This is a genomic window from Flavobacterium nitratireducens (assembly GCF_029625335.1).
Classification (GTDB): Bacteria; Bacteroidota; Bacteroidia; order Flavobacteriales; family Flavobacteriaceae; genus Flavobacterium; species Flavobacterium nitratireducens.
The window spans coordinates 1,107,379-1,133,436 of sequence record NZ_CP121111.1; the positions used below are offsets into that span (position 1 = coordinate 1,107,379).

A 26,058-nucleotide genomic window follows, 5' to 3' on the forward strand; every position below is an offset into this window, starting at 1 on the left:
ATACATCATGAACTTAGAAAGTCCAAAGGTTAACGTTGAAAAATCTGCACAAGAATTATTTGATTTATTGACAAAGATGAAAAACTTTGAAAAACTAATGCCTGAAAACATTGCTAAGTTTGAAGTTATTGGAGATGATTCGTTCCTGTTTGGTTTAAAAGGAATGCCCGAGATTCAACTAAAACTTAAAGAAAAATTATCTCCTAATAAAATTGTTTTGGGTGCAGCTACAGACAAGGTTCCTTTTACTTTAATTACTAATATCGAACCTATTTCAGCTTCTTCTTGCAGTTTAAAATTTGATTTTGAAGGTAGTTTCAACCCAATGATGGCCATGATGGTCAAAGGTCCAATCAGTAAATTTATTGAAACATTGGCTACGAACATGTCCAAACTATAAAAACGACTACCAATTACCGAATATTGATACCTCTTTGAATTTAAAATTCTTAGAGGTATTTTTTTTAGCCTATAATTACTACTTATCAATATTTATCGTAATATTGCAATATAAATATATAACTATGGGAATCACAAAAACATCTAGTTTCACTGACGAACAAAACGAACTAGCCACATTAGCAAAGGCGATAGGTCATCCTGCTCGTATTGCCATCATACAACACCTCATCAAAGTAAACAGTTGTATTTGTGGAGATATAGTAAATGAATTACCATTAGCACAACCAACCGTTTCTCAGCATTTAAAAGAATTGAAAAATGCAGGATTAATCAAGGGAAATCTTGAAGGAAATGCCATTTGCTATTGTATTGATGAGAATGGATTTGAAAAAATAAAAGCCTTCTTCCAACACGTAAATAGCTATTTAGAAAATAAAAAAGACCAATGTTGTTAACTTTAAAAGTAGAAAATCATGAAACTATCCGAAATTAAAAAGATATTGAGCAATGTTGACACTGTTTCTTTTGTATTAGAAAACGGAACTGCTGTTCCAGAGCATTTCCATGTTACTGAAGTGGGTTTAATTACCAAAAATTTCATCGACTGTGGAGGAACAATACGAAATGAAAAAGTGGTTAATTTTCAATTATGGAATGCCAACGATTTTGATCATCGTTTAAAACCAAAGAAACTTTTAGACATCATTGAGTTGTCTGAAAAAGCGCTTGAAATAGGAGATTACGAAATTGAAGTTGAATACCAATATGAAACGATTGGCAAATACGAACTAGGTTTTAACGGAAAAGAATTTCTCTTATTAAACAAAAAAACAGCTTGCTTAGCCGAGGACCAATGCGGTATTCCTGCCACAAAACCAAAAATTAGATTATCACAAATTAACACTCAAAATAACAGTTGCACTCCAGGTGGAGGTTGTTGCTAAATCTAAAACCAGTAAAATGAAAATAGTTAAAACAGAATTATTTGAAAACATTGAAGCTAAAATTCAATCTTTAGAAACTACTTCAATATCAGAAGAACGAAAAATCATTCTACAACCATTGATTGATTTTATCCAAAGTAAATATGACAATAATGATGAAATCAGATTAAACTTTATCTGTACTCACAATTCAAGAAGAAGTCATTTATCTCAAATTTGGGCACAAACAATGGCTACTTATTTTGACATTAAAAATGTTTTTAGCTACTCAGGAGGCACTGAAGCAACTGCGCTATTCCCAGTTGTAGCTCAAACTTTAGAAAAAACAGGGTTTCAAATAAACACTATAGCCGAAGGGAAAAATCCAATTTACAGCATTAAATACAGTGAAAACTCCCACCCTATTATTGGTTTTTCTAAAACTTTTGATAACGATTTCAATCCACAAGCTGCATTTGCTGCTATACTAACTTGTTCGAGTGCCGATCAAGGTTGTCCATTTATCGCTGGAGCCGAAAAACGCATTCCAATTACTTTTGAAGACCCAAAAGCATTTGACAACACACCCCAACAAGCTGAAAAATACGAAGAAAGAAGCACACAAATTGCAACGGAATTATTTTACGTATTTTCTCAAATTCAAAAATAACTATGTCTACTAATCATTGTACACCCGCCGTTAACCGAAAAAAATTAAGTTTTTTAGATCGTTACCTTACACTTTGGATTTTCTTAGCTATGGTTATTGGTCTAGCCATTGGAAACTTTATACCATCAAGTGGTAATTTCATCAATTCTTTTTCATCAGGAACCACTAATATTCCCTTAGCAATCGGACTAATATTAATGATGTACCCGCCACTAGCGAAAGTGAAATACGAACAAATGGGTTCTGTTTTTAAAAACACTAAAGTACTAGGTGCTTCATTACTGTTAAATTGGATTATCGGACCTATATTAATGTTTTTTCTGGCTTTAACTTTTCTTAGTGATTATCCTGAATACATGATTGGGGTTATCCTAATTGGATTGGCTAGATGTATTGCTATGGTAGTCGTTTGGAACGATCTTGCGGATGGAAATAGAGAATATGCAGCCGGACTTATTGCCCTAAACAGTATCTTCCAAGTGCTTTTATATAGTGTTTATGCGTATTTCTTCATCACAATACTTCCTCCTTATTTTGGATACACAGGTTTTGAAGTAAATATTAGCATCGCTCAAATAGCGGAAAGTGTGGGTATTTATCTCGGAATTCCATTTGCTTTAAGCATAATTACTCGATACACTTTGATTTATTTTAAGGGCGAAGTATGGTTCCAAAAAAATACGTTCCTATTATTTCTCCAATTACTTTAATCGCTTTATTATTTACGATTATTGTAATGTTTAGTTTAAAAGGGGCTTTAATAGTCAAAATTCCAATGGATGTTATCCGAATTGCTATTCCATTAGTTATTTACTTTGGTATTATGTTTATCGTTAGTTTTTTTATTGGAAAATATTTCGGAGCTGACTATTCAAAAAGTACTGCTATCGCATTCACAGCTACAGGTAATAATTTCGAACTAGCTATTGCTGTAGCTATCGGAGTATTTGGCATTAATAGCGGACAGGCCTTTGCAGGCGTCATTGGCCCTCTAGTAGAAGTCCCGGCTCTAATCGCCTTAGTAAACCTTGCCTTTTGGTTTCAAAAAAAATACTACACAAAAAATTAAGTAGTTGTACTTAATAAAAAAATTGAAATTTTTTATTACCAAAGCATCAAAATAAGTACTTTTTACGCACTTATTTTGGTGCTTTTTTTCGTTTATAATCCACAAACACTTCTTTTTCAATATAATTTCAACTTAAAAAAAGACAAAAAAGCACCAAAAATGTTCAGTAAAAGCTATCATTTACCAAAAAAACAAAAAAAACTTCAACACTTTTTTACATAATATCCATTTTAACCCTCTCCTTTTCATAATATCTCAATTTACATCAAAAAAACAAAAATTAAGTACAATACATAAGTATTTATACGTATATTTGCTTTGTAATACTTAATAATGATATTATGATTAAAATAATTGTAGTCGGAAACGGCATGGTGGGTTATAAATTTTGCGAAAAATTTATTTCTAAGTCTGGGCAGGAAAAATATCAAATTACCGTATTTGGTGAAGAACCAAGACGAGCGTATGACCGTGTTCACTTAAGTGAATACTTTGCTGGTAAAACTGCTGACGATTTATCTTTATCAACAGCAAATTGGTACGAAGAAAATAATATCATATTAAATACTTCTGAATTAGTAACAGATATTCACAAAGAAAACAAAACAATATCCACTCATTTAGAAAATTCTTATTCATACGACTATTTAGTTTTAGCTACAGGTTCCGCAGCTTTCGTCCCTCCAATTGAAGGAGTGGAAAAAGAAGGAGTATTTGTATATAGAACCATAGAAGACCTAGACGCTATTATGGCTTATGCAGCCAAAATAAAACAAAACGGAGCAACCGAAGCTGCTGTTTTAGGAGGTGGATTACTAGGTCTAGAAGCCGCAAAAGCCGTTCGTGATTTAGGACTAAATCCACATGTTGTTGAATTTGCTCCTCGTTTAATGCCGAGACAATTAGACAAAGGAGCAAGCGATATGCTTCGTTCAAAAATAGAAGAACTAAACATCAAAATACATCTAAGTAAATCAACACAATTTATTGACGGTGATAAGGCTATCACCGGAATGATGTTTGAAGAAGAAGAACTGCTTAAAGTAGACATGCTTGTCATTTCTGCAGGTATCAAACCAAGGGACGAACTAGGAAGAGGTGCAGGACTGGAAGTTGGTGTTCGCGGAGGAATTGTGGTAAACAACCAGATGCAAACTTCTGACCCTTCCATTTACGCTATCGGAGAGGTTGCCCTATACAACCACATGATTTACGGTTTGGTTGCGCCAGGTTATGAAATGGCTGATGTTGCCGCTGAACAGATTTTAGGAAACGAAAAAACAATGCGTGAAAGCATTGACATGTCTACTCAATTGAAATTAATTGGTGTTGAAGTAGCCAGTTTTGGAGACCCTTTTATTGAGCACCAAGACGGAACTCCAATTGTTTATGAAAATAAATTCACTGGTATCTACAAAAGAATCAACGTTTCTAAAGACGGAACTAAATTACTTGGAGGTATCCTAGTAGGAGATTCAAGTGATTACAATAGTCTATTCCAAATTTACATCAACGGAATGGCAGTGCCTAAAAACCCAGAAGATTTAATCCTGGGAGCTAGGGGCGGTGAAAGTTCTACGATGGGTAGTGCCATGGATTTACCTGATTCGGCTGTAATTTGTTCTTGTGAAAATGTAACTAAAGGAAGTATCTGTTGTTCTATAACTGATGGAAGTTGCGAAACATTATCGGATGTTGTAAAAGCAACTAAAGCAACTTCTGGTTGTGGTGGTTGTAAACCAATGGTTTCTGATTTAGTAAAAGCAGCCCAAAAATCACTTGGAAAAGAAGTAAAAGATGTCGTTTGTGAGCACTTTACGTATAGTCGTCAAGAATTATACGACATTGTAAAAATAAATAAATTCACGAATCACAACGAAGTACTAGGAACTGTTGGTAAAGGTGATGGTTGCGAAATTTGCAGACCAGTACTATCTTCCATCTTCTCTAGTATTTACAATGATACAGCTAACAAACATGTGACTTCTCAAGATTCAAACGACCGTTTCTTAGCTAATATTCAACGTAACGGAACCTACTCTGTCGTGCCTCGAATGGCTGGTGGTGAAGTAACCGCAGAAAAATTAATCGCCATTGGAGAAGTTGCAAAAGAATACAACTTATATACAAAAATCACCGGAGCACAACGTGTAGATTTATTTGGAGCTGAATTAAACGACTTACCTTCTATTTGGAAAAAACTGATTGACAAAGGTTTCGAAAGTGGCCATGCTTACGGAAAATCTTTAAGAGCCGTAAAAAGCTGTGTAGGTAATGCTTGGTGTCGATACGGAATGGACGACAGTACAACATTAGCAATAGAATTAGAAAACCGTTACAGAGGAATCCGTTCTCCACACAAACTAAAAGGTGGTGTTTCGGCTTGTATCCGTGAGTGTGCTGAAGCCAGAGGAAAAGATTTTGGAGTTATCGCTGTGGAAGGCGGATGGAACTTATACATCTGTGGAAACGGTGGAGCAAATCCAAAACACGCAGTACTTTTGGCCGAACAAATTGATAAAGATACCGTATTCAAATACATGGATCGTTTCCTTATGTACTATATCCGTACGGCTGGTCCATTAGTTCGTACATCAACATGGTTGGAAAAACTAGAAGGCGGAATCGATTATTTGAAAAATGTAATCATCAATGACAGCTTAGGAATCAATGCCGCGCTGGAAGAAGAAATGCAAGGTTTAGTTGATACTTTCGAGTGCGAATGGAAACAAGCTATCGAAGACCCTGAAATGATGAAACGATTCAAACATTTCTCTAACTCAGATGACCGCGATGACAACCTAGAGTACATCCCATTAAGAGAGCAAAAAATGCCTAAACATTGGTAATCTTAAAAGCTAAAAAAACACAACAATCAGTAAATTAATTACAATTTCTAATCCTGTCTCTTCTTCTTAAAAAAAGAGACAGGGTAAAATAAAAATTAAATATCATGGAAAACGTATTAAACAAATATAATAGTGTAACCCTAAACGATGTTACCGTTTGGTTTAAAGCAGGTAAAACCTCTGACTTTCCTGCTGATGGAGGAAATTGCGTTAAATACAAGGACAAACAAATTGCTGTAATTAACTTTGAAAGAAGAGGAGAATGGTATGCTTGCCAAAATGTATGCCCTCACAAATTAGAAATGGTACTTTCTAGAGGCATGATTGGTTCTGCTGAAGAAACACCAAAAATTGCCTGTCCAATCCACAAAAAAACCTTTTCCCTTAAGGATGGAAGCAATTTAAATGGCGAAGATTATACCATTGCTACCTACCCTGTAAAAATTGTTGAAGGCGAAGTATTCATTGGGTTTATGGAATAAATATGTATATTTGAAGTAAAATTGACTCCAAATGACATACAACAAATTCCAACAAGCAAGCGAATGGATTGATGCCGAAAATGCACAAGATCCTAATATAGAAATACACGAATCCATAAGTTTCCCTAAAGAACTTCTATACTCTAATAGAATGTATGAGAAACTTATAGTTTTTTTTCCTAATGCATCTGAAGAAGTACAAATTGCTGCTAAAGCACAGCATATCTGTCGCTGGAAAATTGCCCGTGAATCGTACCCAATGGATCGTGTGGGTTATTTAAAATGGCGTGAAGACCTGAAAAAATTCCACGCTAAACTTACTGCTGAAATCTTAGAAAAAGCAGGATACAGTACTGAATTTATTGCCAGAGTTTCATTCTTAATTGAAAAAAAACTACTTAAAAAAGACGAAGAAACCCAACTGTTAGAAGATGTAATTTGTTTGGTATTCTTAGAATACTACTTAGCTCCCTTTGTAGAAAAACACGATACCGAAAAGCTTAAAAACATTATTCTGAAAACCTGGAATAAAATGTCTGAAAAAGGACATCAAGCTGCTCTGCAAATCAACTACAGTCCTGAAAATCTACAATTAATTAAAGACAGCTTTAGGATTGTAATTCGACCCATTATGATAAAAGAAGCCAAAGCGTTTTCTGAAAATCTTAATTTTAAACAATTAAAGCAAATGTATCTATTTGCTTTAATTACTATTGCCATTACGATTCTGCTGAGTCAGTTATTGATTCAGCATAACATAAGCAGTCAACTCAATGACTCCCGTTTGATTAACATATCGGGAAAACAAAGAATGTTAAGTCAGCGGTTAGCTAAAGAAATTCTTATTCTAAATTCTTCTTCTATAAATTCTAACATTGATGAAGAAGTGGCTAACATCAAAAAGACACTTGAACTATGGAAATCTACTCATATTGCTCTTGAAAAAGGAAACGATAGTTTAAATTTTCCAAGTGAAAAAAGTACCACTCTTTCTTCTTTATATACAGACATAAAGCCCAATGTTAACAAAATAGATTTTGCAGTTCAAAAATTTTTGTCGCACAATAAAGAAACACTTTCTAGAGACAATTATCCAAAAGAAATAAAAACAATCTTAGACAATGTAGCCATTTTTCTAACCAAAATGAATCGCATTGTAAGTCAATACGAATATGAAGCTTCCGAAAAAGTAACCCGTCAACGTAATATTGAATATGGTATTCTAACTTTCACTTTACTAGTGTTACTATTAGAATTCCAATACATTTTTAAGCCTACCAATAAAAAAATAGAAGTCTTAATCTCAAAACTTATCCTCTCTGAAAAAAGGGCAATCAAACTTGCTAGAGACACAGAAACGATAAGCATTGCAAAGGAAAATTCAGTAAAAGAACTAAAATCATTGAATTTTGCAATGGAGAACACTCTTTTATATTGCCGTATAAGTCCGCAAGGTAAAATCATACACATGGGGGAGAAATTCTCTAAATTGTTACAATACAATCCCTCTTTTGATAATGACAAAAGCTTTTCCAAGGCATTAACTAAAGTTGCCAAGGAACAACAGGAAATTGAACAAATTATTGCCGACAAACAAAGAAGCGGTTGGCAAGGCGAAATCAATACAACCGACAGAAATGGTAACAAACTTTGGCTTGATATGTCGATGATTCCTGTTCGCATCCGCAAAGAAGAATCCGAATTATTAGTCATTTGTTTCAACATCACCATTCGTAAAAATGCCGAACTTGAAGTAGAGCGATTAAATCGTGAAAATATTATTGAAAAAATAAATCAACAAAAGATTATTTCTAGTAAAATTGTTGAAAATCAAGAAAATGAACAAAACCGAATTGCGCGAGAAATCCACGACGGAATTGGACAAATGCTTACGGGACTAAAATTTAGTTTGGAAAGTATTAACCTCGATGACAAGGAGAAATCGGCTCAAAAAATAGAACACCTTAAAAAATTATCTTTAGATATTATCAAAGGCGTTCGAACTGCTACTTTTAACCTAATGCCACCCGAATTAAGTGATCACGGTATTGTTTCTTCGATTGCTAAACTTACCTTGGAATTAGCCAAACTTACTGGAAAGAACGTCCTGTTTTACAATAAAACCGATTTTGACCAAAGATTAGATTCATTAATCGAAATCAATATTTATCGCCTTACGCAAGAAGCCATCAATAATGCTATCAAATATGCCGATTCATCCCATATTATCGTGCAACTTTCACATAGCAATAACATACTTAGCATTACCGTTGACGATAACGGAAAAAGTTTTGATATTAATACAGTAGAAAAAAAACGCAATAGTGAATCGGGAATGGGATTACTATTCATGAAAGAACGCGTTCAATACATTAATGGCAGGGTTTTTATCAATTCGATACCTGGAGAAGGCACCCGAATTACATTTAATATTCCTATATAATTTTTGCAAAGAAAATACGTAAAAAATACGTATATTGCACGACTTTAAAATAAGTAAATTTTTTATATCCTTTAAAAAAACGTACGTTATGAACCAAATGATTAAAGTTGTCCTTGCTGATGATCATTTCTTTGTAAGAGATGGTATAAAATCACTTTTAGAAAGCGAAAAAAATATTGAAGTAGTTGGAGAAGCTACAGATGGACAAGAAGCATTAGACGTTGTAACGACTACCAATCCCGACTTATTGATTGTAGATATTAGAATGCCTCAATATACAGGAATAGAAGTAGTTGAAAAATTACGAAACCAAAACAATCCTGTAAAAATTATTGTGCTGTCAATGCATGAATCTGAAGAATATGTCTTAAAATCAATTAAAGCGGGTGCCGATGGTTATTTGCTAAAAGGATCTAGCAAAGAAGAATTCATGAAAGCCCTGCACGCTGTAGCTAACGGAGGAAAATACTTTACAGGAGACATTTCGTCTATCTTAATTAATCAATTGACTAATTCCTCAACTTCTTTGGATCCAAAGCCGGCTCTTACCGAAGATTTAACCATTACCAAAAGAGAAAAAGAAATTTTAACCTTATTATTATCGGGTAAAGGAAACAAAGAAATTGCCGAAGCCTTAGAGATTAGCAAACGTACTGCGGAAGTACACCGTTTTAACCTAATGAAAAAACTGAAAGTCAAAAATCTAATGGAACTTTCAAACAAAGCTACCGAGTATTCATTGATATAATAAGCTTAATCTTATCCAAATCCTGTTTTTTAGTTTAGACTAGAAAACAGGATTTTTTATTTGTACATAATCCTGAATAAAAAACTTATTCCATAATTCTCTGCCATATCCCAACACTAAACTTAACTTTAAACAATCAATAAAACTAAAAAAAATAATAAACCAAAATTTAGAAATAAACGACAGGAAACTGACTACTTACTTGCAGCAAACACATAAATACGTATAAAAATAAGTATTTTTACGTATTTATTTTTCAAAACCTGCGTTTTCGCAGCTTTTTACTAGTCTATACTACATAAATTTGCTTAAAAACACAAGTATCATGAAAAATACAAATTCTCTTTCAAAGTCGCACAGAATGTTATTTCTTAATACATTGGCTTTTACTGTTTGTTTTGCTTGCTGGACACTTAATGGTGTATTAGTAACTTACTTAGTTGACAAAGGTATTTTCAATTGGAGTGTTGTACAAGTAGGATGGTTACTTGGAATACCAATTTTAACAGGATCAATAATGCGTTTACCAATGGGTATTCTAACAGATAAATTTGGTGGAAAATACGTATTCTCTTTTTTACTATTACTATGTTCGATTCCTTTATTTTTACTTCCAACAGCAGATAGCTTTTCTATGTTTGCTATTTTAAGTTTTTTATTTGGAATGGTAGGAACAGGATTTGCTGTCGGTGTTGGTTATACTTCTATATGGTATCCTAAAGAATGGCAGGGAAGAGCTTTAGGTATTTTCGGAATGGGAAATGCAGGAGCGGCTATCACTACTTTTATTGCTCCTTCTTTATTGAACCAATTTTCAGCTAGTGACCCGGAAAACGGATGGAAAATCCTGCCGCTTATCTACGGAGCTGTCTTATTAATAATTGGTATTATTTTTTTGATATTTGCCGAAAACAAAAAATTAGAAAAATCGACTAAAACTATCCCACAAATGTTAAGTACGTTGAAAAATGTTCGGGTATGGCGTTTTGGAGCTTACTACTTCTTAGTATTTGGATGTTTTGTAGCTTACTCTCAATGGTTATTGCCAAATTTCATGAACGTGTACCAAACCAGTTTAGTTATGGGAGGTATGTTTGCCACGATGTTTAGCTTACCATCAGGTGTAATTCGTGCCTTTGGAGGTTATTTATCCGATAAATACGGAGCCAGAAAAGTAATGTACTGGGTACTGGGTTCATCAGTACTATTAAGTGCTTTGTTAATGGTGCCAAAAATGGAAATCACCACAGCAGGAGCAGGAATCATGGCTAAAAAAGCAGGTAGGGTTACCGAAGTTTCAACAACAAATATAAAAGTAGGTGAAACTAATATTCCATTGGAAGCTAAAAAAGAACTAAGTACTGATGGTTCTAATATTTTCCCAACTAAAACATCCTGGCAGGAAGTAATTGTAAAAGAAAACCAAGAGGTTGTCAAAAAAGAATTATTAGCTAAAGGAATCACTAAAATCAACTTTGATGCTAACATGTGGGTTTATCTGGTTTTGGTAATCCTGATTGGTATTTCATGGGGAATTGGAAAAGCGGCCGTTTACAAACACATTCCTGAGTATTTCCCTTCTGAAGTGGGTGTTGTAGGTGGAATGGTAGGACTATTAGGCGGTTTAGGTGGATTCTGCGGTCCAATTATCTTCAGCTACTTATTGACCGCTACCGGATTATGGTCCAGTTCCTGGATATTCATTTTACTATTCTCTATCATCTGTTTGGTTTGGATGCACATCACTATCACAAATATGATGAACAAAAACCAACCTGAATTATCTAAGCAAATAGATGTTGTAAAATAATATTATTATTTCCATCAAATTAAAAAATGCAGCACCCTTAAGTTTAAGAGTGTTGCATTCTTTTTTTACTCACAAGACACTTAACCAATTGTCTTTATCATTAACTTAGTAGAACTAAACGTTATGATTATGAAAAACTTATCTCTTTTCATTATCCTGTTAATGATACCATCTTGTGTTTCAAAAAAATATACTACGATAAAACAACTACCTGATGGAATACAACTAGCAACCGAGGAAAAATATTTACTGGAAAACAACCAGAAGAAACTATTGTATAAAAAACAAATGATCTTTACCCGCAATGGCCGCATCAAATCGTCACAAACTGTGGATTCCTTAGACAAGGTATTGCAGCAAACCGAAAAAAAATTATGGTTTATTGTAGAAAGATATCCTGATAAAGAACCTTATTACTGTAAAACCCGCTGGAAACCAAATCAGCGTGAACGCATCAGTTGTTACACCAGAAAACAATACAAACAAAATGAATCCATTTATCATTATAATTCAGATGGAAGTATTACTAAAATAGTAGATAATTTTAATCCGTTCTACACTCAGTATTTTTATTATACCAACAAAGAACTTTCTAAAATCATCATCAAAGATAAAAATGACACGCTCATTGACGAAGTTTTGGTGCATTGTGAAACCAAAGATGAAAAAGGAAGCTGTTTAAAAGAAATTAGAATTTCGACCAAAACCAACCGAACAGAAGAATTCCTCTTCGTTCCTAAATACAATTAATTAAAAAATTAAACGTATTGAATGCAAAAATAAAATATCAATTTTCAGCTGAAACCTGGCAACACCCTTCGCCTGGAGGTTGGTATTTTATTTCTTTGCCTACAACTATAGCTACAGAAATACGAACAGGCCTGCAATCAGAAGAAGAAGGTTGGGGAAGATTAAAAGCGGTGGCCAAAACTGGAAAAACCGAATGGAAAACGGCAATTTGGTTTGATACTAAAATGAAAACTTACCTTCTTCCTTTAAAAGCCGAAATCCGTAAAAAAGAGAGAATCATTGTTGGAAAAAAACTCCAAATTACACTTTGGCTATAAACTATTTTTAAATTGAACTCATAAATAACAATTCAAAATTATATATTCGTACTTATTTCTATCAATCTGATTTTAAATTCATTATTAAAAAAAGGAGTCCAGAAACCAATAAACGGGGCGTAAACGAAAAGCCATACGAGTAGTACAATTTAATAATTAATTATGGGATTATTTTCGGCAATACTTGGTAACGCAGGAACTGTAAGCCAAGAGGAGTTACAAAAAGATTATGGCAAACTACTTATTAGCAGCGAAGAAATAGAACTGGGCTTCAAACTTATTCGAGATGTATTTATCTTCACTAACAAAAGACTTATTCTAATTGACAAACAAGGTGTTACAGGAAGTAAAACAGAATACAAATCAATCACTTATAAAAGCATTAGTCGCTTCAGTATTGAAACTGCTGGCACCTTTGACTTGGAAGCGGAATTAAAAATTTGGGTTTCAAGCGAACAAACGCCTAGTATCCGAAAACAATTTAATAAATCGGTTAATGTTTATGATGTTCATAATGTTTTAGCCACACATGTTTTGAAATAATATTTTATAAAACGAAAGGCTGTCTAATCAAAGACAGCCTTTCGTTTTTTATAATTATAAGCGTAGAATTATCTAGAATAATTTGGAGCTTCTTTCGTTATTGTAACATTGTGAGGGTGACTTTCAGAAATTCCGCTTGAAGTTAAACGCACAAAACGTCCAGTAGCTTGTAAGGTAGCAATATCTTTTGCTCCACAATATCCCATACCTGCACGTAATCCTCCTATGAATTGTAACATACTTTCATTTAATTCCCCTTTGTAAGGAACACGACCTACAATTCCTTCTGGAACTAATTTCTTAACATCATCTTCAACATCTTGGAAATAACGATCTTTTGAACCTGTTTGCATTGCTTCTACAGACCCCATTCCTCTATAGGATTTGAATTTTCTTCCTTCGAAAATGATAGTTTCTCCAGGAGATTCTTTTGTTCCTGCTAATAATGAACCCAACATTACACAATCAGCACCGGCAGCAATAGCTTTAGGAATATCTCCTGTGTAGCGAATACCTCCATCAGCAATAACTGGAACACCCGAACCTTTAATAGCAGCGGCTACTTCTAATACAGCTGAGAATTGAGGAAAACCAACACCTGCCACCACACGTGTAGTACAAATTGAACCAGGTCCAATACCTACTTTTACTCCATCAGCACCATTTTCTACTAAATATTGAGCAGCTTCTGGTGTAGCAATATTTCCAACCACAACATCTAAATCTGGAAATTGTGCTTTAACCGCTTTTAAAACATCAACCACTCCTTTAGTATGTCCGTGAGCGGTATCAATAATAACAGCATCTACTCCAGCATTTACTAAAGCAGTCGCTCTTTCTACAGCATCAGCAGTAACCCCTAATGCAGCAGCTACTCGCAAACGACCGTACTTATCTTTATTAGCATTTGGCTTTTGATTCAATTTAGTAATATCTCTAAATGTAATCAAACCTACTAATTTATTATCTTGATCTACTACTGGTAATTTTTCAATTTTATGTCCTTGCAAAACTACTTCAGCTTCAGCTAATGAAGTACCTTCGGCAACGGTTACTAAGTTTTCCTTAGTCATTACCTCAACGATAGGACGTGTACTGTTTTTTTCGAAACGCAAATCACGGTTGGTTACAATTCCTTTTAATGTTTGATTTTCATCAACTACTGGAATTCCACCAATTCCGTATTCTTTCATCGCAGCTTTAGCATCAGCTACTGTAGCTGTAAGTGGTAAAGTTACTGGATCGATAATCATACCTGACTCAGCACGTTTTACTTTACGTACTTTAGCAGCTTGCTGCTCTATAGTCATGTTTTTATGTAAAACACCTATTCCACCTTCTTGTGCCATAGCAATAGCCATAGAACTTTCGGTTACTGTATCCATAGCAGCAGATACAATAGGAACATTAAGTGTTATGTTTCTTGAGAATTTTGTTTTGATACTCACTTCGCGAGGAAGCACTTGTGAGTAATTAGGAACTAATAATACATCATCGTAAGTTAAACCTTCACCGATAATCTTTGAATTGTGTGCTATCATGTTGCAATTTCTAGTTGAATTGCGTGCAAATATAGCAAATTATTTTGATTTATTAAATTTGTATTCCAATTAAATTTTAGAGTCCAATTCGAGCTATTTGTTAATATTATTTAAGCTACAAAACATTCTTAACTTAATATCGACTAGGTGGTTCATTACTATCTTTAAAAATAAAATTAAACCCAAATTGAAAAGAAAGACTTTGTGATTTTGACAAATCACGATAGCCTAATAAATTATCCCCCATAAAATACATATTGAAGGCTCCCAATCTAGCAGACAACCCCAATCCAATATTGGTATAGGAATAAGAATCCAATGTATAGGTAGCTTTTAATTGTAACTTATTTGATATATTTCTTTGATAGAATCCCGTTAAAGCGGTAATAGGAAGCCTTGGCGTACTCATTATAAAAAGTTGCGCACCAACTGCATTCTTGAATGGTTTTTCTCCTGCTTCACACACGCAGTCTTCGTCCTTGCTTACCCCATATGAATATTGATAAGACGCATTTAATTTTACAGGACGCCAAGTAGTATATTTATTGTACAAAGTATCTCTTTTAATTGCCTCATTAAAATCACTATAAACACCATCTGGATCATCTGTGCTCGTAAAACTAGGATTAATCCCTTCGTATTTGTAGATACCACTATACGTATAATTTGCAACATCCTTTGTATGTTTAACAAAACCAACATCAAGAATACTAGCGGTAATTTGAGTATTTTTTTTAGGATAATAAGTAAAACCTAAATCAAATCCCAAGCCCATATCTCCACCAAATAAAAGTTGATTTTGTACATCCGAAGCTGTATCTCCATTATAATCGTCTTCTAAATATTTTGAAACTCCAGAAGTATTTAAAGTCAAATTAGACCTTACAATTTGTTCGTACATAGTGGTACTAGATGGTCGGGTAAGGATATAACCCGAATTTTGGGTTGATGAAGCATTAAATCCACTGAAGTAAATTTTCCCTCTTGCTCCAACAATAAAATTATCAGCTATGTTTTTGTGATAACCTAGATGCAATACCGTAAGCACTTCTGCTTTAACACTTATATCCGATAAATCAAATGATTTTCCTATGTAATTTTGATTACCATATAATGCCAAAACGAGCGGATCCTTAGGAACATAATTCCAAAAATCAAATTCTTGATACAATCCAAAAGACAAATACCCTTTGTCTTCAAGCCAATCTCCTAATTTAAAGCCTCCATTAAGTAATTCAATTTGTTCATTGATTGCAGCATGATCATTTCTGGTAGTCGAATTTACCACTTTTCGCAATTTCTGATTAAAATCGACTCCATCATTAGCAAACAAATCATAAGCTGAAAAACCACTAGACCCTACTTTAAAAGAAAAACCTGAAAGCATAGGAACCCCAAAATAATAGCTGTATTTAAAATCTGCTCCTGGGTTTAACATCAGAGATTGTGGAACCGAAGTAAGATTGTACAACACTTGCTTATTCTGAGAAAAACAATTAACTACAAATAGTACCATTAAAAATATAAAACCCTTTCTCATTAGATTTCTAAATAAACTGTGGCACTTGAACGTAAAACTAAATTTCCAGTACTATTTGCATTCAAAGCAGAGCCAGAACCTATTGTTATTAAAAAGCCCATTTTCACCGTTTTTTTCAACAATTCTAATCTATTGTTTTCAAAAATTTCAGTACTGGTAACAATAGTAGCTGTTCCTGAATAGGCTGGAATATCTTTTTTTATTGTAGTTAATGCTCTATTATTTGCATCAAGCAAAACAATATTTAAGAAAAAAGATCTTTTTATTGTATTGTTGATTTCGAAATGAAAATCAACTTTTCGTAAATAACTATTCAGATATTTATCTCTAAAAACATCAAAATCATATTCATCACCCCCCCAAGGAATTTCCATTCCAGTATCCGACACTAAACTTTTTGCTGGCACATCAAAATAGCTAAAATTTGCTTCATAAACAGGAGTGAGTTTTAAATCATTGGCCTGATCAAAGTTCAAATCACTTGTACAAGAAAAACTACTTCCCATAAGAAGGAGTATGCAAATGATTTTATAAAAACAATACTTTTTCATTCTCTTAGAATTAATTAGCTATCTTTTAACGCATTACTTACCAAAATAGTATCTCCTAAACATGCTAAAAATAAGAATTAAACACTTTGGATGCTTCATTGTAAGCACTTTCAAAACTCAATGGATTTAAATTCAACTGTTCTTTATTAGCTGTAAAATACGATAGTAATTTCTCAGTGGGCATGTTTCCCGTTAATTCATCTTTTGCCATAGGACAACCTCCAAAACCTTGAATTGCGCCATCGTATCTACGACAACCGGATTGGTATGCGGCTTCTATTTTTTCAAACCATTTATCGTATGTGGTATGCAAGTGAGCGCCAAACTCTATTTGAGGATATTTAGGAATCAAATTACTAAACAAATACCGAATTGCATCAGGAGTTGAACTTCCAATAGTATCCGAAAGCGATAGGATTTTAACTCCCATTGTTGCTAATTTCTCGGTCCATTCGCCTACAATTTCAACATTCCATGGATCTCCATACGGATTACCAAAACCCATAGATAAGTAAGCCACAACTTCTTTATTATTTTTATAGGCTATCTCCAATATTTCTTGCATGCTCACAATCGATTCGGCGATTGTTTTGTGGGTATTACGCATTTGAAAATTTTCAGAAATTGAGAAAGGGAAACCTAAATAGTGAATGGTTTCAAATTGAGAAGCTGTTTCAGCACCTTTAGTATTAGCAATTATAGCTAATATTTTACTCTTGGTTGTTGACAAATCCAATTGTTCTAAAACAGCTGCTGTATCCTGCATTTGAGGTACTGCTTTTGGCGAAACAAAACTCCCAACATCAATCGTATCAAAGCCTACACGCAATAAAGCCTGAATGTACGAGACTTTCTTCTCAGTAGGAATAAAACTTTTGATACCTTGCATGGCATCACGAGGGCATTCGATAATTTTAATTGGCTCCATAGCATCCAAAGATACTAAAAGTTGCAAACTGGCAAAATTTAGAAAGCACAAAAAAAAGCGCAATCGAAATACGAATTACGCTTTTATCATTTTGTATTTCAACAAGATTAATTCTTGCTCAAAATCTTTTTATTTATTGCTTTCACCAAGGCTGGACCTTCATAAATAAAGCCCGTATACAATTGCACTAAACTTGCTCCAGCTTCTAATTTTTCAATAGCATCTTCTGCCGAATGAATTCCTCCCACTCCAATGATTGGAAAAGCCTTGTTACTTTTTTCAGAAAGAAAACGAATCACTTCTGTAGCGCGCTTGGTTAATGGTTTCCCTGATAAGCCGCCCACTTCGGTTTTGTTTTCTGATTGTAAACCTTCACGTGAAATAGTCGTATTGGTAGCAATTACACCTGAAATCTGAGTCTCTTTTACAATATCAATAATATCTAACAATTGCTCATCTGTCAAATCTGGAGCAATTTTTAATAAAATTGGCTTTTGTTTTGGCTTAGCCAAATTTTTATTTTGCAAGGTTTGCAACAACTGTGTCAACGGTTCTTTATCTTGCAATTCACGAAGATTAGGCGTATTTGGCGAACTTACATTTACCACAAAATAATCGACATAATCGTATAAAGCATCAAAACAAATTTCATAATCAGAAGTAGCCTCTTCGTTAGGAGTCACCTTATTTTTACCTATGTTTCCACCTATTAATACACCTGGATTTGATTTTAGTCGTTCCACCGCTTCCATGACACCTCCATTATTAAATCCCATTCGATTAATAATCGCCGAATCTTCTTTTAAACGAAACAAACGTTTTTTTGGATTCCCATCTTGTCCTTTTGGAGTTAAAGTCCCTATTTCGATGAACCCGAAACCAAAGTTGGATAATTCCTTATATAATTTAGCATCCTTATCAAAACCCGCCGCTAAGCCTACTGGATTTTTAAATTTCAATCCAAAAACTTCTCTTTCTAATCTTTTATCATTGACTAAATAAAGTGATTTATAGATTGATGAAAAACCAGGGATTTTAGAAGTTACACGGACTAATGCAAAGGTAAAATGATGAATTTTTTCAGGATCAAAACAAAAAAACAATGGTCGGATAAGCTGTTTGTACATAGGTTTTTAATTTGAGTGCAAAAATAGAATTATCTAATGGATAAAAAAATTATAAATAAGAACTTTAAAGAAATAACCTCATAAACAACCTAATAAACTTACGTTAAATAAAACCCAAAAAAAACAAAAACACCTTCATACAAAAAGCTAAAATACAACTACTTACGATAAAAAAAATGATTTACCAACAATTTTAACAGTTCTAAAATACTTCCGTTTTATACTGATTTTTCTTAATTTGTCGTTATCAAATCAATGATAACCTACTTATTATTAACTTAAAAATGAATCATTATGAGACTAAAAACATTATTTACCTTAGGTATGATTTCTAGTTTTCAATTCTTTTGGGCTCAGAATGTCACAAATGACTCCATAAAACTAGTCACTAAAACGACTACAACTACTGTCACTACAGTAAAAGACACTATCATGAAAATGAATATGCAAGACAATTCTAAAGCTTTAAATGATGCCGAAAAAATAGCGATAAAAGAAGAAGCTAAACTTCTTAAAACAAAAATGAGAGAAGAAAAACGAGCATTAAAAGAGGCTAGAAGAGCTGAAAAAAATGAACGGAATTTTGAAAAAAAACTGAACGATTTAGAGAAAAAACAAGACAAAATTCTTTCAGGGGAGAAAGCAATCAATAAGCTGAAAGCTAAAATTGTTAATGAAGAAAAAACGCTCGCTAACGAAAAGAAAAAATTCGAAAACAAAAAAACAAGAGGAAAACTTAGCCCTACTGAAATTGAAAAAGAAAACATCAAAATCAGCAAACAGCAAATTAAAATTAACAAACTCAACGAGGACTTGATTAAAACACAAGAAAAAGTGAACAAATTGAGAGAATAATTTTTAATGTAAATACCAAATTAAAATTCATCGCAAAGGCAATGATTTATGCATCAATAGAAAGCAGAATCAATCATTGTCTTTGCGATTTTTTTATACCTTCATACTAATTTTAAAAACACTAAATATGAATTTATCAAAAAACTGGCACCAACGACACTATGACAGCCTAGAATTTGGAAGCCGTATAGCCGACTCCGTTGCCAAAGGAATGGGATCTTGGCGTTTTATCATTTTGCAAACTGTTTTTGTAATCGTTTGGATGGGACTAAATCTTATTGGCTTTTGCTATCATTGGGATGCTTATCCGTTTATTTTACTCAACCTATTATTTTCTACCCAAGCTGCCTATGCTGCTCCAATTATTATGATGGCGCAAAATCGACAAAATGAAAGAGATCGAATTCAGGCGCAAGATGATTATAATACCAATAAGGAAGCAAAACTAGAAATTGAAGCCTTGGCAGCAAAATTGAATTCGCTAGAGGTTGAAAAACTAGATAAAATAATCCAAATTTTAGAAAATATGCAATAAAGCATACTTTATTTTAGTTCAAATTAATACTACCTTTGCAAACCAACAAAAAAACACCATTATATGCAAAATATTATTGATCGTTTTATCAGCTACGTAACTGTTGATACTGAATCGGATCCTAATTCTAATACTACTCCAAGTTCAAAAAAACAATGGGATTTAGCTAATCAATTAGTAGAAGAACTAAAAGCAATAGGAATGCAAGAGGTTACTATTGATGACAAAGCTTATATCATGGCTACGCTTCCTAGTAATGTTGAAGAAAAGATTCCTACTATTGGATTCGTTTCTCACTTTGACACTACTCCTGATTTTACCGGGGCTAATGTAAAACCGCAAATTATAGAAAACTACGATGGAAAAGACATCGTTCTAAATGCAGAACAAAACATCGTTTTATCTCCAGATTATTTCAAAGACTTGTTACAATACAAAGGACAAACGATTATTACCACTGACGGTACAACACTTTTAGGCGCTGATGACAAAGCTGGAATTACTGAAATTATTACAGCAATGGAATACCTAATTAACCATCCTGAAATTAAACACGGTAAAATTAGAGTAGGTTTCACTCCTGATGAAGAAATCGGGAGAGGTGCTCATTTTTTTGATGTGGAAAAATTTGGTTGCGACTGGGCTTATACCATGGACGGAAGCCAAATTGGTGAACTTGAATATGAAAATTTTAATGCGGCTGGAGCCAAAATCACTTTCAAAGGAAAAAGTGTACACCCAGGTTATGCCAAAGGAAAAATGATTAACTCGATGTTAATTGCTAATGCTTTTATTAACGAATTACCCGCCGATGAAGTTCCTGAAAGAACTAAAGGTTATGAAGGTTTTTACCATATTCATAATGTTTCAGGTACAATTGAAGAAAGCACAGTATCCCTTATCATTAGAGATCACAACAAAAAGAAATTCGAAAAAAGAAAAGAAAAAATTGAAAAAATAGTACGCAAAATCAATAAAAAATATGCCAAACAATTTGGCGAAGACATTGCTGTTGCCGAAATCAAAGATCAATATTACAATATGAAGGAAAAAGTGCTTCCGGTAAAACATATTGTAGATATTGCCGAAAAAGCAATGAAAACTTTGAATATCAAACCTATTATTAAACCCATTCGTGGGGGAACAGATGGCTGCCAATTATCTTACATGGGACTACCTTGCCCAAATATCTTTGCAGGCGGACACAACTTTCATGGTAAATACGAGTATGTCCCAGTAGAAAGCATGCAAAAAGCAGTTGAAGTAATTGTAAAAATTGCCGAGCTTACTGCATTACCAAACTTTGGTTTAGAAAAGGAACTGACAAAAAAGAAAAATAAATAAAAGTTAAACCTTTAAAATCTAGCTCTATAAAATCTGGAAGAAAATCTCAGAGATTCACCCAAAAAAAAGAAGTCGTTTCGAATTAAAGTTGAAACGACTTCTTTATAATTTTCTCTAAATTGAATCTTATTTCTTAGCCAATGAAGCACTCATTTCCATAGAAATTGCCGAACGCTCCATTTTTAATTTTCCTGCCATTGTTTCAAGAACTACGGTTGTTTCAGCTAATTCAGCGACTTTACCATGAAGACCACTTTTAGTGATTACTTTATCTCCTACTTTCAAGTTGTTTTCAAATTCTTTTTCTTGTTTTGCTCTTTTTTGTTGTGGTCTAATCATAAAGAAATAGATAACTACAAACATTAAAATAAACGGCAAAAACTGATTTAATTGACCCATGATATTTAATTCTTTTTAATTGATTACTATACTATTACATTAAACCGCGACCGGTTTTAATCATTTTTTTACTACTTTCTAATTCTTTAACCAAATTATCTAAAATTCCATTGATAAAAATACTACTTTTTGGAGTAGAATATTCTTTGGCTAATTCTAAATATTCATTCAAAGTCACTTTTACTGGAATGGATGGGAATTTCAAAAATTCGCAAATAGCCATTTTCAAAATAATGGTATCAACCTCAGCAATTCGATCACTATCCCAGTTAGGTGTTTTGTCTACAAACTCTTTAGCTAACTCTTTTTCGTTTAAAATTGTTTTACGAAACAAATCTCTAGCAAAATCTTTATCCTCAATGTCCTTATACAATTTTGGCACTTTAAAATTATCATTTTCAATAGGCTTCATCGCTTTCAATTGTTTGATAATTTGCGTATTTACCATTGGGATATCATCAATCCAAGTCAATTTATCATCTTCTAAGAACTCGTATAATTTTTCATTTGGAACAATCACTTCGGTAAACAAATCTACAATTAACTGTCTATCTTCCTCAAATGAACGTTCCGGATTACTCATGTATTTTTGATAATACGAACTTTCTTTAATAGCCTGCAACAACAAGGCTATATAATCCTCATGCAAATGCCATGCATTGATTTTTCTTGTTTCTAAAGCGATACTTAAAGAATTGTTTTCGGAAAGGATTTCAAAAATACTGTTCTTAATAAATTTCTCGTTAGGATTACGTTCGGCAGCAGTTGCTAAATGTTTTTGACTTGATAGATGCAAAAATTGAGATTCTTTTTTACAAATTTCAAGCAGAGAAGAAATCATTGTAAGGTATAAATCTTGAATATTATCGATACTGTAAAAAAGGAATTTCTCTTCCTTTTCCATGTTATCTGAGCCGTTTTGATGCATCGCATAAATGGTTTGCATAACTTTAACGCGGATGTGTCGTCTATTTACCACCTTATAAGAACTTTTAAAAAATTAGTTTGCAAAAATAAGGATTTCCTTTTTTATAATAAAATTAAAATTCATGAATCAGGCTTTAATTCTTAAATAAAAAAGTCATGGTTTTCATTTGATTTGAAAACCATGACTACTACCTGAATTATAACAACCTTATTTACTATTTTCTAATTTTCGTTGATCAATGCGTTTTTGTGCCACATTTAAAGCTGCTTGATGCGTAGTAATTCCGTTTTGTGCTGCAAAATCGAGAATTTCTAAAGTGGTATTATAAATATTTTCAGTTCTGCTCATAATTTCATTTTTATCATATTTAGCCAATTCTGCATAAACATTGATAATCCCTCCAGCATTAATCAAGAAATCAGGAGCATAGGTTATACCTCTTTCTTGCAAAATAGCCCCATGAATATTCTCTTCAGCCAATTGATTATTAGCCGCACCAGCAATTACTTTTGCATTAATTTTATAAACTGTATCATTGTTTATAGTGGCTCCCATAGCGCATGGTGCATATATATCCATATCAGTTGTAAATAAATCAGAACCTGTAAAAATTTGAGCTCCGTATTTAGCACCTACAGCATTCAATCTTTCATAATTGATATCGGCAATAGTAACAATTGCCTCTTCTTTTGTCAAATAATCAACAAGCGCCTCTCCTACGTGACCAATTCCTTGAACTACAACTTTTTTACCTGCTAGATTATCTGAACCAAATTGTGATTTGGCAGCTGCTTTCATCCCCATATACACACCGTAAGCAGTTACAGGTGATGGATTTCCAGCTCCACCTCTTGATTCAGAAATACCAGTTACATATGGCGTTACATCTCTTACTAAATCCATATCACTTGTTTCCATACCCACATCTTCGGCAGTAATATATTTTCCGCTCAATGAATGAACAAACTCGCCAAATCTTCGCATTAATTCAGGTGTTTTTTGTGTTTTTGCATCGCCTATAATTACCGCTTTTCCTCCCCCAATATTCAAACCTGTAATAGCTGATTTGAAAGTCATACCACGCGACAGACGCAAAACATCATTCAAAGCATCCCATTCACTAGCGTAATTAAACATTCGAGTCCCTCCTAGAGCAGGTCCCATAACCGTGTTATGAATACCAATAATTGCTTTTAAACCTGTATCTTTGTCATTACAAAATACAACTTGTTCATGATCATTAAACGATAATTGTCCAAAAACAGGATCCATTTTTTTTAGTTCCTTTTCTGTTATGAAAGTAGCATCCATTTGTATCAGTTTTTAAAATAATATTTACGAATTCATCAAAATAACTATTCAAAACTATATAAAAAAAACAAATAATTCATTTTTAAAACACAAAATCGAAAATTAATTTAAAAATATCAATTATTTTTAAGAATTCAAAAATCAACTAAAGACAAAAATCAACTAAAAATAATAGCAATTCTATATAGAATCTCTTAAAAAAATGAAAGAATTACTCTATTTAAATAAATACTTCATCAAATACAAATACCATTTTTTACTTGGTATTTTATTCACCATAATCGCACAAATCTTCATGCTATTCACTCCTAAACTGATTAGTAAGTCGTTCTTGGCGATTGAAAACTTTGCAAAAGACACAAATATCCCTAAAGCTGTTCTTCAGCAAGAGCTAATTTCAAATATTCTTTTAATTATTGCTACTGCAATTATTGCTGGATTTTTAACTTTTTTAATGCGCCAAACATTAATTGTAATGTCACGTCGTATCGAATTTGATTTAAAAAATGAAGTTTTTCAACAATACGAAAACCTATCTCAAAATTTCTACAAAAAAAATCGCACAGGTGATTTGATGAATCGTATTAGCGAAGATGTTTCCAAAGTAAGAATGTATGTTGGCCCTGCGGTTATGTATACTATCAACACCTTTATCCGTTTTGCCATTGTAATAATGTATATGTACAAAGTATCACCACTACTAACCTTATATACGTTACTTCCGCTGCCAATACTGTCGTATGCTATTTTTAAACTAAGTACAGAAATCAATACAAGGAGCACTACTTTTCAACAATACTTATCCAAAGTCTCTAGCTTTACTCAGGAAATCTTTTCTGGCGTACGAGTGATCAAAGCCTATTCTATAGAAGCTCAACATCAAAATAACATGCAGGCTCTCGCCCTAGAAAGCAAAAGCAAAAGCATGGATTTGGCTAAAGTACAATCGCTATTTGGACCATTAATGTTAGCATTAATAGGAATTAGCAACTTGGTCGTTGTGTATGTAGGAGGTTCTATGTACATCAATGGGACTTTAAAAAGCATTGGAACGATTGCCGAATTTATTCTCTACATTAACATGCTTACCTGGCCAGTAGCCTCTCTGGGATGGGTTTCTTCTATGGTTCAAGAGGCCGAAGCTTCTCAAAAAAGAATTAACGAATTCCTAAAAATCGAACCTGAAATAAAGAACAACAATCCTAAACCTTCTACTATCGAAGGTACAATTAGCTTCGAAAATGTGAGTTATACTTATGAAGACACAAATATTACTGCACTTCAAAACATTTCGTTCACTATTCATAAAGGAGAAACACTAGCCATCTTAGGAAAAACAGGTTCGGGAAAATCTACTGTACTTTCATTAATTTCAAGAATGTATGATGTAACCGAAGGAAAAATTAAAATTGACCAAGAAGAAATTAGCAAACTCAATTTATTCGATTTGAGAAATAGCATTGGAATTGTCCCTCAGGATGCTTTTTTGTTCTCTGACAGTATTAAAAACAATATTAAATTTGGGAAAGAAGATGCCAGTATGGAAGAGGTGATGACTGCAGCTAAAAATGCGGTAGTACATGACAACATTATGGGATTTAATAAACAATACGACACCGTACTAGGTGAAAGAGGAATCACACTTTCTGGAGGACAAAAACAACGTGTTTCCATTGCAAGAGCAATCATTAAAAACCCACCCATTTTATTGTTTGACGACTGTTTATCTGCGGTTGACACCGAAACAGAAGAAGCGATTTTAAATAATCTTAGCACCATTTGCAAAGACAAAACAACCATCATTGTGAGTCACCGTGTTTCTTCTGCTAAAAATGCCGATAAAATAATTATCCTTGAAGATGGTAAAATCATTCAACAAGGTTCTCATAACCAGCTTATAAATCAAGAAGGCTATTATGCCTCATTATATTTAAAACAACTTTCTGAAAAAGAATTACTATAAATCTTGCTTTATACATATATTTTTATCATT

The 26,058-nt window shown here is 33.3% G+C and carries 24 protein-coding genes and 1 pseudogene; 17 read left to right on the forward strand and 8 right to left on the reverse strand.

The features are described 5' to 3' along the window. The first annotated feature begins 7 nt into the window (after positions 1–7). The 13 genes and pseudogenes from P5P90_RS05235 to P5P90_RS05300 all read left to right on the forward strand — a co-directional run bounded on the left by P5P90_RS05235 (position 8) and on the right by P5P90_RS05300 (position 13,006). Positions 8–400, forward strand: a complete 393-nt coding sequence (locus P5P90_RS05235; protein ID WP_278036138.1) for an SRPBCC family protein — start codon at positions 8–10, stop codon at positions 398–400. A gap of 124 nt (positions 401–524) precedes the next feature. Continuing rightward, positions 525–857, forward strand: a complete 333-nt coding sequence (locus P5P90_RS05240; RefSeq protein WP_278036139.1) for an ArsR/SmtB family transcription factor — start codon at positions 525–527, stop codon at positions 855–857. Positions 858–875: 18 nt separating this feature from the next. Continuing rightward, positions 876–1,346, forward strand: a complete 471-nt coding sequence (locus P5P90_RS05245) for a DUF6428 family protein (RefSeq protein ID WP_278036140.1) — start codon at positions 876–878, stop codon at positions 1,344–1,346. 16 nt (positions 1,347–1,362) lie between these two features. Then, a complete protein-coding gene (locus P5P90_RS05250; protein WP_278036141.1) occupies positions 1,363–1,995 on the forward strand; it encodes an arsenate-mycothiol transferase ArsC in 633 nt (210 codons plus the stop codon). A 2-nt stretch (positions 1,996–1,997) separates the two neighbouring features. Continuing rightward, positions 1,998–3,064 (forward strand): annotated as a pseudogene (gene arsB / locus P5P90_RS05255) (ACR3 family arsenite efflux transporter). 341 nt (positions 3,065–3,405) lie between these two features. After that, positions 3,406–5,913, forward strand: a complete 2,508-nt coding sequence (nirB, locus tag P5P90_RS05260) for a nitrite reductase large subunit NirB (protein WP_278036142.1) — start codon at positions 3,406–3,408, stop codon at positions 5,911–5,913. A gap of 104 nt (positions 5,914–6,017) precedes the next feature. Beyond that, complete coding sequence (gene nirD, locus P5P90_RS05265) at positions 6,018–6,395, forward strand: nitrite reductase small subunit NirD (protein ID WP_278036143.1); 378 nt, start codon at positions 6,018–6,020, stop codon at positions 6,393–6,395. A gap of 31 nt (positions 6,396–6,426) precedes the next feature. Further along, complete coding sequence (locus P5P90_RS05275) at positions 6,427–8,838, forward strand: DUF4202 family protein (RefSeq protein WP_422851721.1); 2,412 nt, start codon at positions 6,427–6,429, stop codon at positions 8,836–8,838. Positions 8,839–8,926: 88 nt separating this feature from the next. Beyond that, the gene (locus P5P90_RS05280) at positions 8,927–9,586 is read left to right on the forward strand and encodes a response regulator transcription factor (protein WP_278036144.1); all 660 of its coding nucleotides are present in this window, start codon (positions 8,927–8,929) and stop codon (positions 9,584–9,586) included. A gap of 325 nt (positions 9,587–9,911) precedes the next feature. Further along, complete coding sequence (locus P5P90_RS05285) at positions 9,912–11,396, forward strand: MFS transporter (RefSeq protein WP_278036145.1); 1,485 nt, start codon at positions 9,912–9,914, stop codon at positions 11,394–11,396. Between the two features lie 129 nt (positions 11,397–11,525). Next, entirely contained in the window at positions 11,526–12,146 is a 621-nt protein-coding gene (locus tag P5P90_RS05290; protein WP_278036146.1) for a hypothetical protein, read from the forward strand. A gap of 17 nt (positions 12,147–12,163) precedes the next feature. Further along, the gene (locus P5P90_RS05295; protein WP_278036147.1) at positions 12,164–12,463 is read left to right on the forward strand and encodes a DUF1905 domain-containing protein; all 300 of its coding nucleotides are present in this window, start codon (positions 12,164–12,166) and stop codon (positions 12,461–12,463) included. Positions 12,464–12,625: 162 nt separating this feature from the next. Next, the gene (locus tag P5P90_RS05300; protein ID WP_278036148.1) at positions 12,626–13,006 is read left to right on the forward strand and encodes a PH domain-containing protein; all 381 of its coding nucleotides are present in this window, start codon (positions 12,626–12,628) and stop codon (positions 13,004–13,006) included. Positions 13,007–13,074: 68 nt separating this feature from the next. Here the strand turns inward: P5P90_RS05300 and guaB are convergent, their stop codons facing one another. The 5 genes from guaB to P5P90_RS05325 form a co-directional block, all read right to left on the reverse strand. Then, entirely contained in the window at positions 13,075–14,547 is a 1,473-nt protein-coding gene (gene guaB / locus P5P90_RS05305; RefSeq protein ID WP_278036149.1) for an IMP dehydrogenase, read from the reverse strand. 133 nt (positions 14,548–14,680) lie between these two features. Then, positions 14,681–16,021, reverse strand: a complete 1,341-nt coding sequence (locus P5P90_RS05310) for a DUF5723 family protein (protein WP_340696442.1) — start codon at positions 16,019–16,021, stop codon at positions 14,681–14,683. 65 nt (positions 16,022–16,086) lie between these two features. Then, positions 16,087–16,593: a hypothetical protein gene (locus tag P5P90_RS05315; RefSeq protein WP_278036151.1), complete on the reverse strand. Its 507-nt coding sequence runs from the start codon at positions 16,591–16,593 to the stop codon at positions 16,087–16,089. A 109-nt stretch (positions 16,594–16,702) separates the two neighbouring features. Further along, entirely contained in the window at positions 16,703–17,566 is an 864-nt protein-coding gene (locus P5P90_RS05320) for a hydroxymethylglutaryl-CoA lyase (RefSeq protein ID WP_278036478.1), read from the reverse strand. A 107-nt stretch (positions 17,567–17,673) separates the two neighbouring features. Continuing rightward, on the reverse strand, positions 17,674–18,693 hold the full coding sequence (locus P5P90_RS05325) for a quinone-dependent dihydroorotate dehydrogenase (RefSeq protein WP_278036152.1): 1,020 nt from the start codon (positions 18,691–18,693) through the stop codon (positions 17,674–17,676). A 294-nt stretch (positions 18,694–18,987) separates the two neighbouring features. Here P5P90_RS05325 and P5P90_RS05330 point away from each other — a divergent pair, with 294 nt between their 5' ends. From P5P90_RS05330 to pepT, 3 genes are all read left to right on the forward strand, one after another. Next, a complete protein-coding gene (locus tag P5P90_RS05330) occupies positions 18,988–19,548 on the forward strand; it encodes a hypothetical protein (protein WP_278036153.1) in 561 nt (186 codons plus the stop codon). 127 nt (positions 19,549–19,675) lie between these two features. Continuing rightward, a complete protein-coding gene (locus tag P5P90_RS05335) occupies positions 19,676–20,083 on the forward strand; it encodes a DUF1003 domain-containing protein (RefSeq protein WP_278036154.1) in 408 nt (135 codons plus the stop codon). 63 nt (positions 20,084–20,146) lie between these two features. Continuing rightward, the gene (gene pepT, locus P5P90_RS05340) at positions 20,147–21,427 is read left to right on the forward strand and encodes a peptidase T (RefSeq protein ID WP_278036155.1); all 1,281 of its coding nucleotides are present in this window, start codon (positions 20,147–20,149) and stop codon (positions 21,425–21,427) included. 126 nt (positions 21,428–21,553) lie between these two features. On the opposite strand, the gene yajC is transcribed toward pepT, so the two are convergent. From yajC to P5P90_RS05355, 3 genes are all read right to left on the reverse strand, one after another. Then, positions 21,554–21,826 carry a preprotein translocase subunit YajC gene (yajC, locus tag P5P90_RS05345; protein ID WP_278036156.1) on the reverse strand — a complete coding sequence of 91 codons (273 nt, stop codon included), beginning with the start codon at positions 21,824–21,826 and terminating at the stop codon, positions 21,554–21,556. A gap of 34 nt (positions 21,827–21,860) precedes the next feature. Next, positions 21,861–22,772, reverse strand: a complete 912-nt coding sequence (gene nusB / locus P5P90_RS05350) for a transcription antitermination factor NusB (RefSeq protein ID WP_278036157.1) — start codon at positions 22,770–22,772, stop codon at positions 21,861–21,863. Positions 22,773–22,961: 189 nt separating this feature from the next. Next, positions 22,962–24,065 (reverse strand): Glu/Leu/Phe/Val family dehydrogenase, encoded by a 1,104-nt coding sequence (locus tag P5P90_RS05355; RefSeq protein WP_278036158.1) that lies wholly within the window; start codon positions 24,063–24,065, stop codon positions 22,962–22,964. A gap of 202 nt (positions 24,066–24,267) precedes the next feature. Between P5P90_RS05355 and P5P90_RS05360 the strand changes: the two genes are divergently transcribed. After that, a complete protein-coding gene (locus P5P90_RS05360) occupies positions 24,268–26,028 on the forward strand; it encodes an ABC transporter ATP-binding protein (RefSeq protein WP_278036159.1) in 1,761 nt (586 codons plus the stop codon). Positions 26,029–26,058 lie beyond the last annotated feature (30 nt).

Bases quoted from the DNA above. Each gene is read 5' to 3' on its own strand.
- P5P90_RS05235 (WP_278036138.1), top strand. From the start codon at position 8: ATGAACTTAGAAAGTCCAAAGGTTAACGTTGAAAAATCTGCACAAGAA.
- P5P90_RS05240 (WP_278036139.1), top strand. From the start codon at position 525: ATGGGAATCACAAAAACATCTAGTTTCACTGACGAACAAAACGAACTA.
- P5P90_RS05245 (WP_278036140.1), top strand. From the start codon at position 876: ATGAAACTATCCGAAATTAAAAAGATATTGAGCAATGTTGACACTGTT.
- P5P90_RS05250 (WP_278036141.1), top strand. From the start codon at position 1,363: ATGAAAATAGTTAAAACAGAATTATTTGAAAACATTGAAGCTAAAATT.
- nirB (WP_278036142.1), top strand. From the start codon at position 3,406: ATGATTAAAATAATTGTAGTCGGAAACGGCATGGTGGGTTATAAATTT.
- nirD (WP_278036143.1), top strand. From the start codon at position 6,018: ATGGAAAACGTATTAAACAAATATAATAGTGTAACCCTAAACGATGTT.
- P5P90_RS05275 (WP_422851721.1), top strand. From the start codon at position 6,427: ATGACATACAACAAATTCCAACAAGCAAGCGAATGGATTGATGCCGAA.
- P5P90_RS05280 (WP_278036144.1), top strand. From the start codon at position 8,927: ATGAACCAAATGATTAAAGTTGTCCTTGCTGATGATCATTTCTTTGTA.
- P5P90_RS05285 (WP_278036145.1), top strand. From the start codon at position 9,912: ATGAAAAATACAAATTCTCTTTCAAAGTCGCACAGAATGTTATTTCTT.
- P5P90_RS05290 (WP_278036146.1), top strand. From the start codon at position 11,526: ATGAAAAACTTATCTCTTTTCATTATCCTGTTAATGATACCATCTTGT.
- P5P90_RS05300 (WP_278036148.1), top strand. From the start codon at position 12,626: ATGGGATTATTTTCGGCAATACTTGGTAACGCAGGAACTGTAAGCCAA.
- guaB (WP_278036149.1), bottom strand. From the start codon at position 14,547: ATGATAGCACACAATTCAAAGATTATCGGTGAAGGTTTAACTTACGAT.
- P5P90_RS05315 (WP_278036151.1), bottom strand. From the start codon at position 16,593: ATGGGAAGTAGTTTTTCTTGTACAAGTGATTTGAACTTTGATCAGGCC.
- P5P90_RS05320 (WP_278036478.1), bottom strand. From the start codon at position 17,566: ATGGAGCCAATTAAAATTATCGAATGCCCTCGTGATGCCATGCAAGGT.
- P5P90_RS05325 (WP_278036152.1), bottom strand. From the start codon at position 18,693: ATGTACAAACAGCTTATCCGACCATTGTTTTTTTGTTTTGATCCTGAA.
- P5P90_RS05330 (WP_278036153.1), top strand. From the start codon at position 18,988: ATGAGACTAAAAACATTATTTACCTTAGGTATGATTTCTAGTTTTCAA.
- P5P90_RS05335 (WP_278036154.1), top strand. From the start codon at position 19,676: ATGAATTTATCAAAAAACTGGCACCAACGACACTATGACAGCCTAGAA.
- pepT (WP_278036155.1), top strand. From the start codon at position 20,147: ATGCAAAATATTATTGATCGTTTTATCAGCTACGTAACTGTTGATACT.
- yajC (WP_278036156.1), bottom strand. From the start codon at position 21,826: ATGGGTCAATTAAATCAGTTTTTGCCGTTTATTTTAATGTTTGTAGTT.
- nusB (WP_278036157.1), bottom strand. From the start codon at position 22,772: ATGCAAACCATTTATGCGATGCATCAAAACGGCTCAGATAACATGGAA.
- P5P90_RS05355 (WP_278036158.1), bottom strand. From the start codon at position 24,065: ATGGATGCTACTTTCATAACAGAAAAGGAACTAAAAAAAATGGATCCT.
- P5P90_RS05360 (WP_278036159.1), top strand. From the start codon at position 24,268: ATGAAAGAATTACTCTATTTAAATAAATACTTCATCAAATACAAATAC.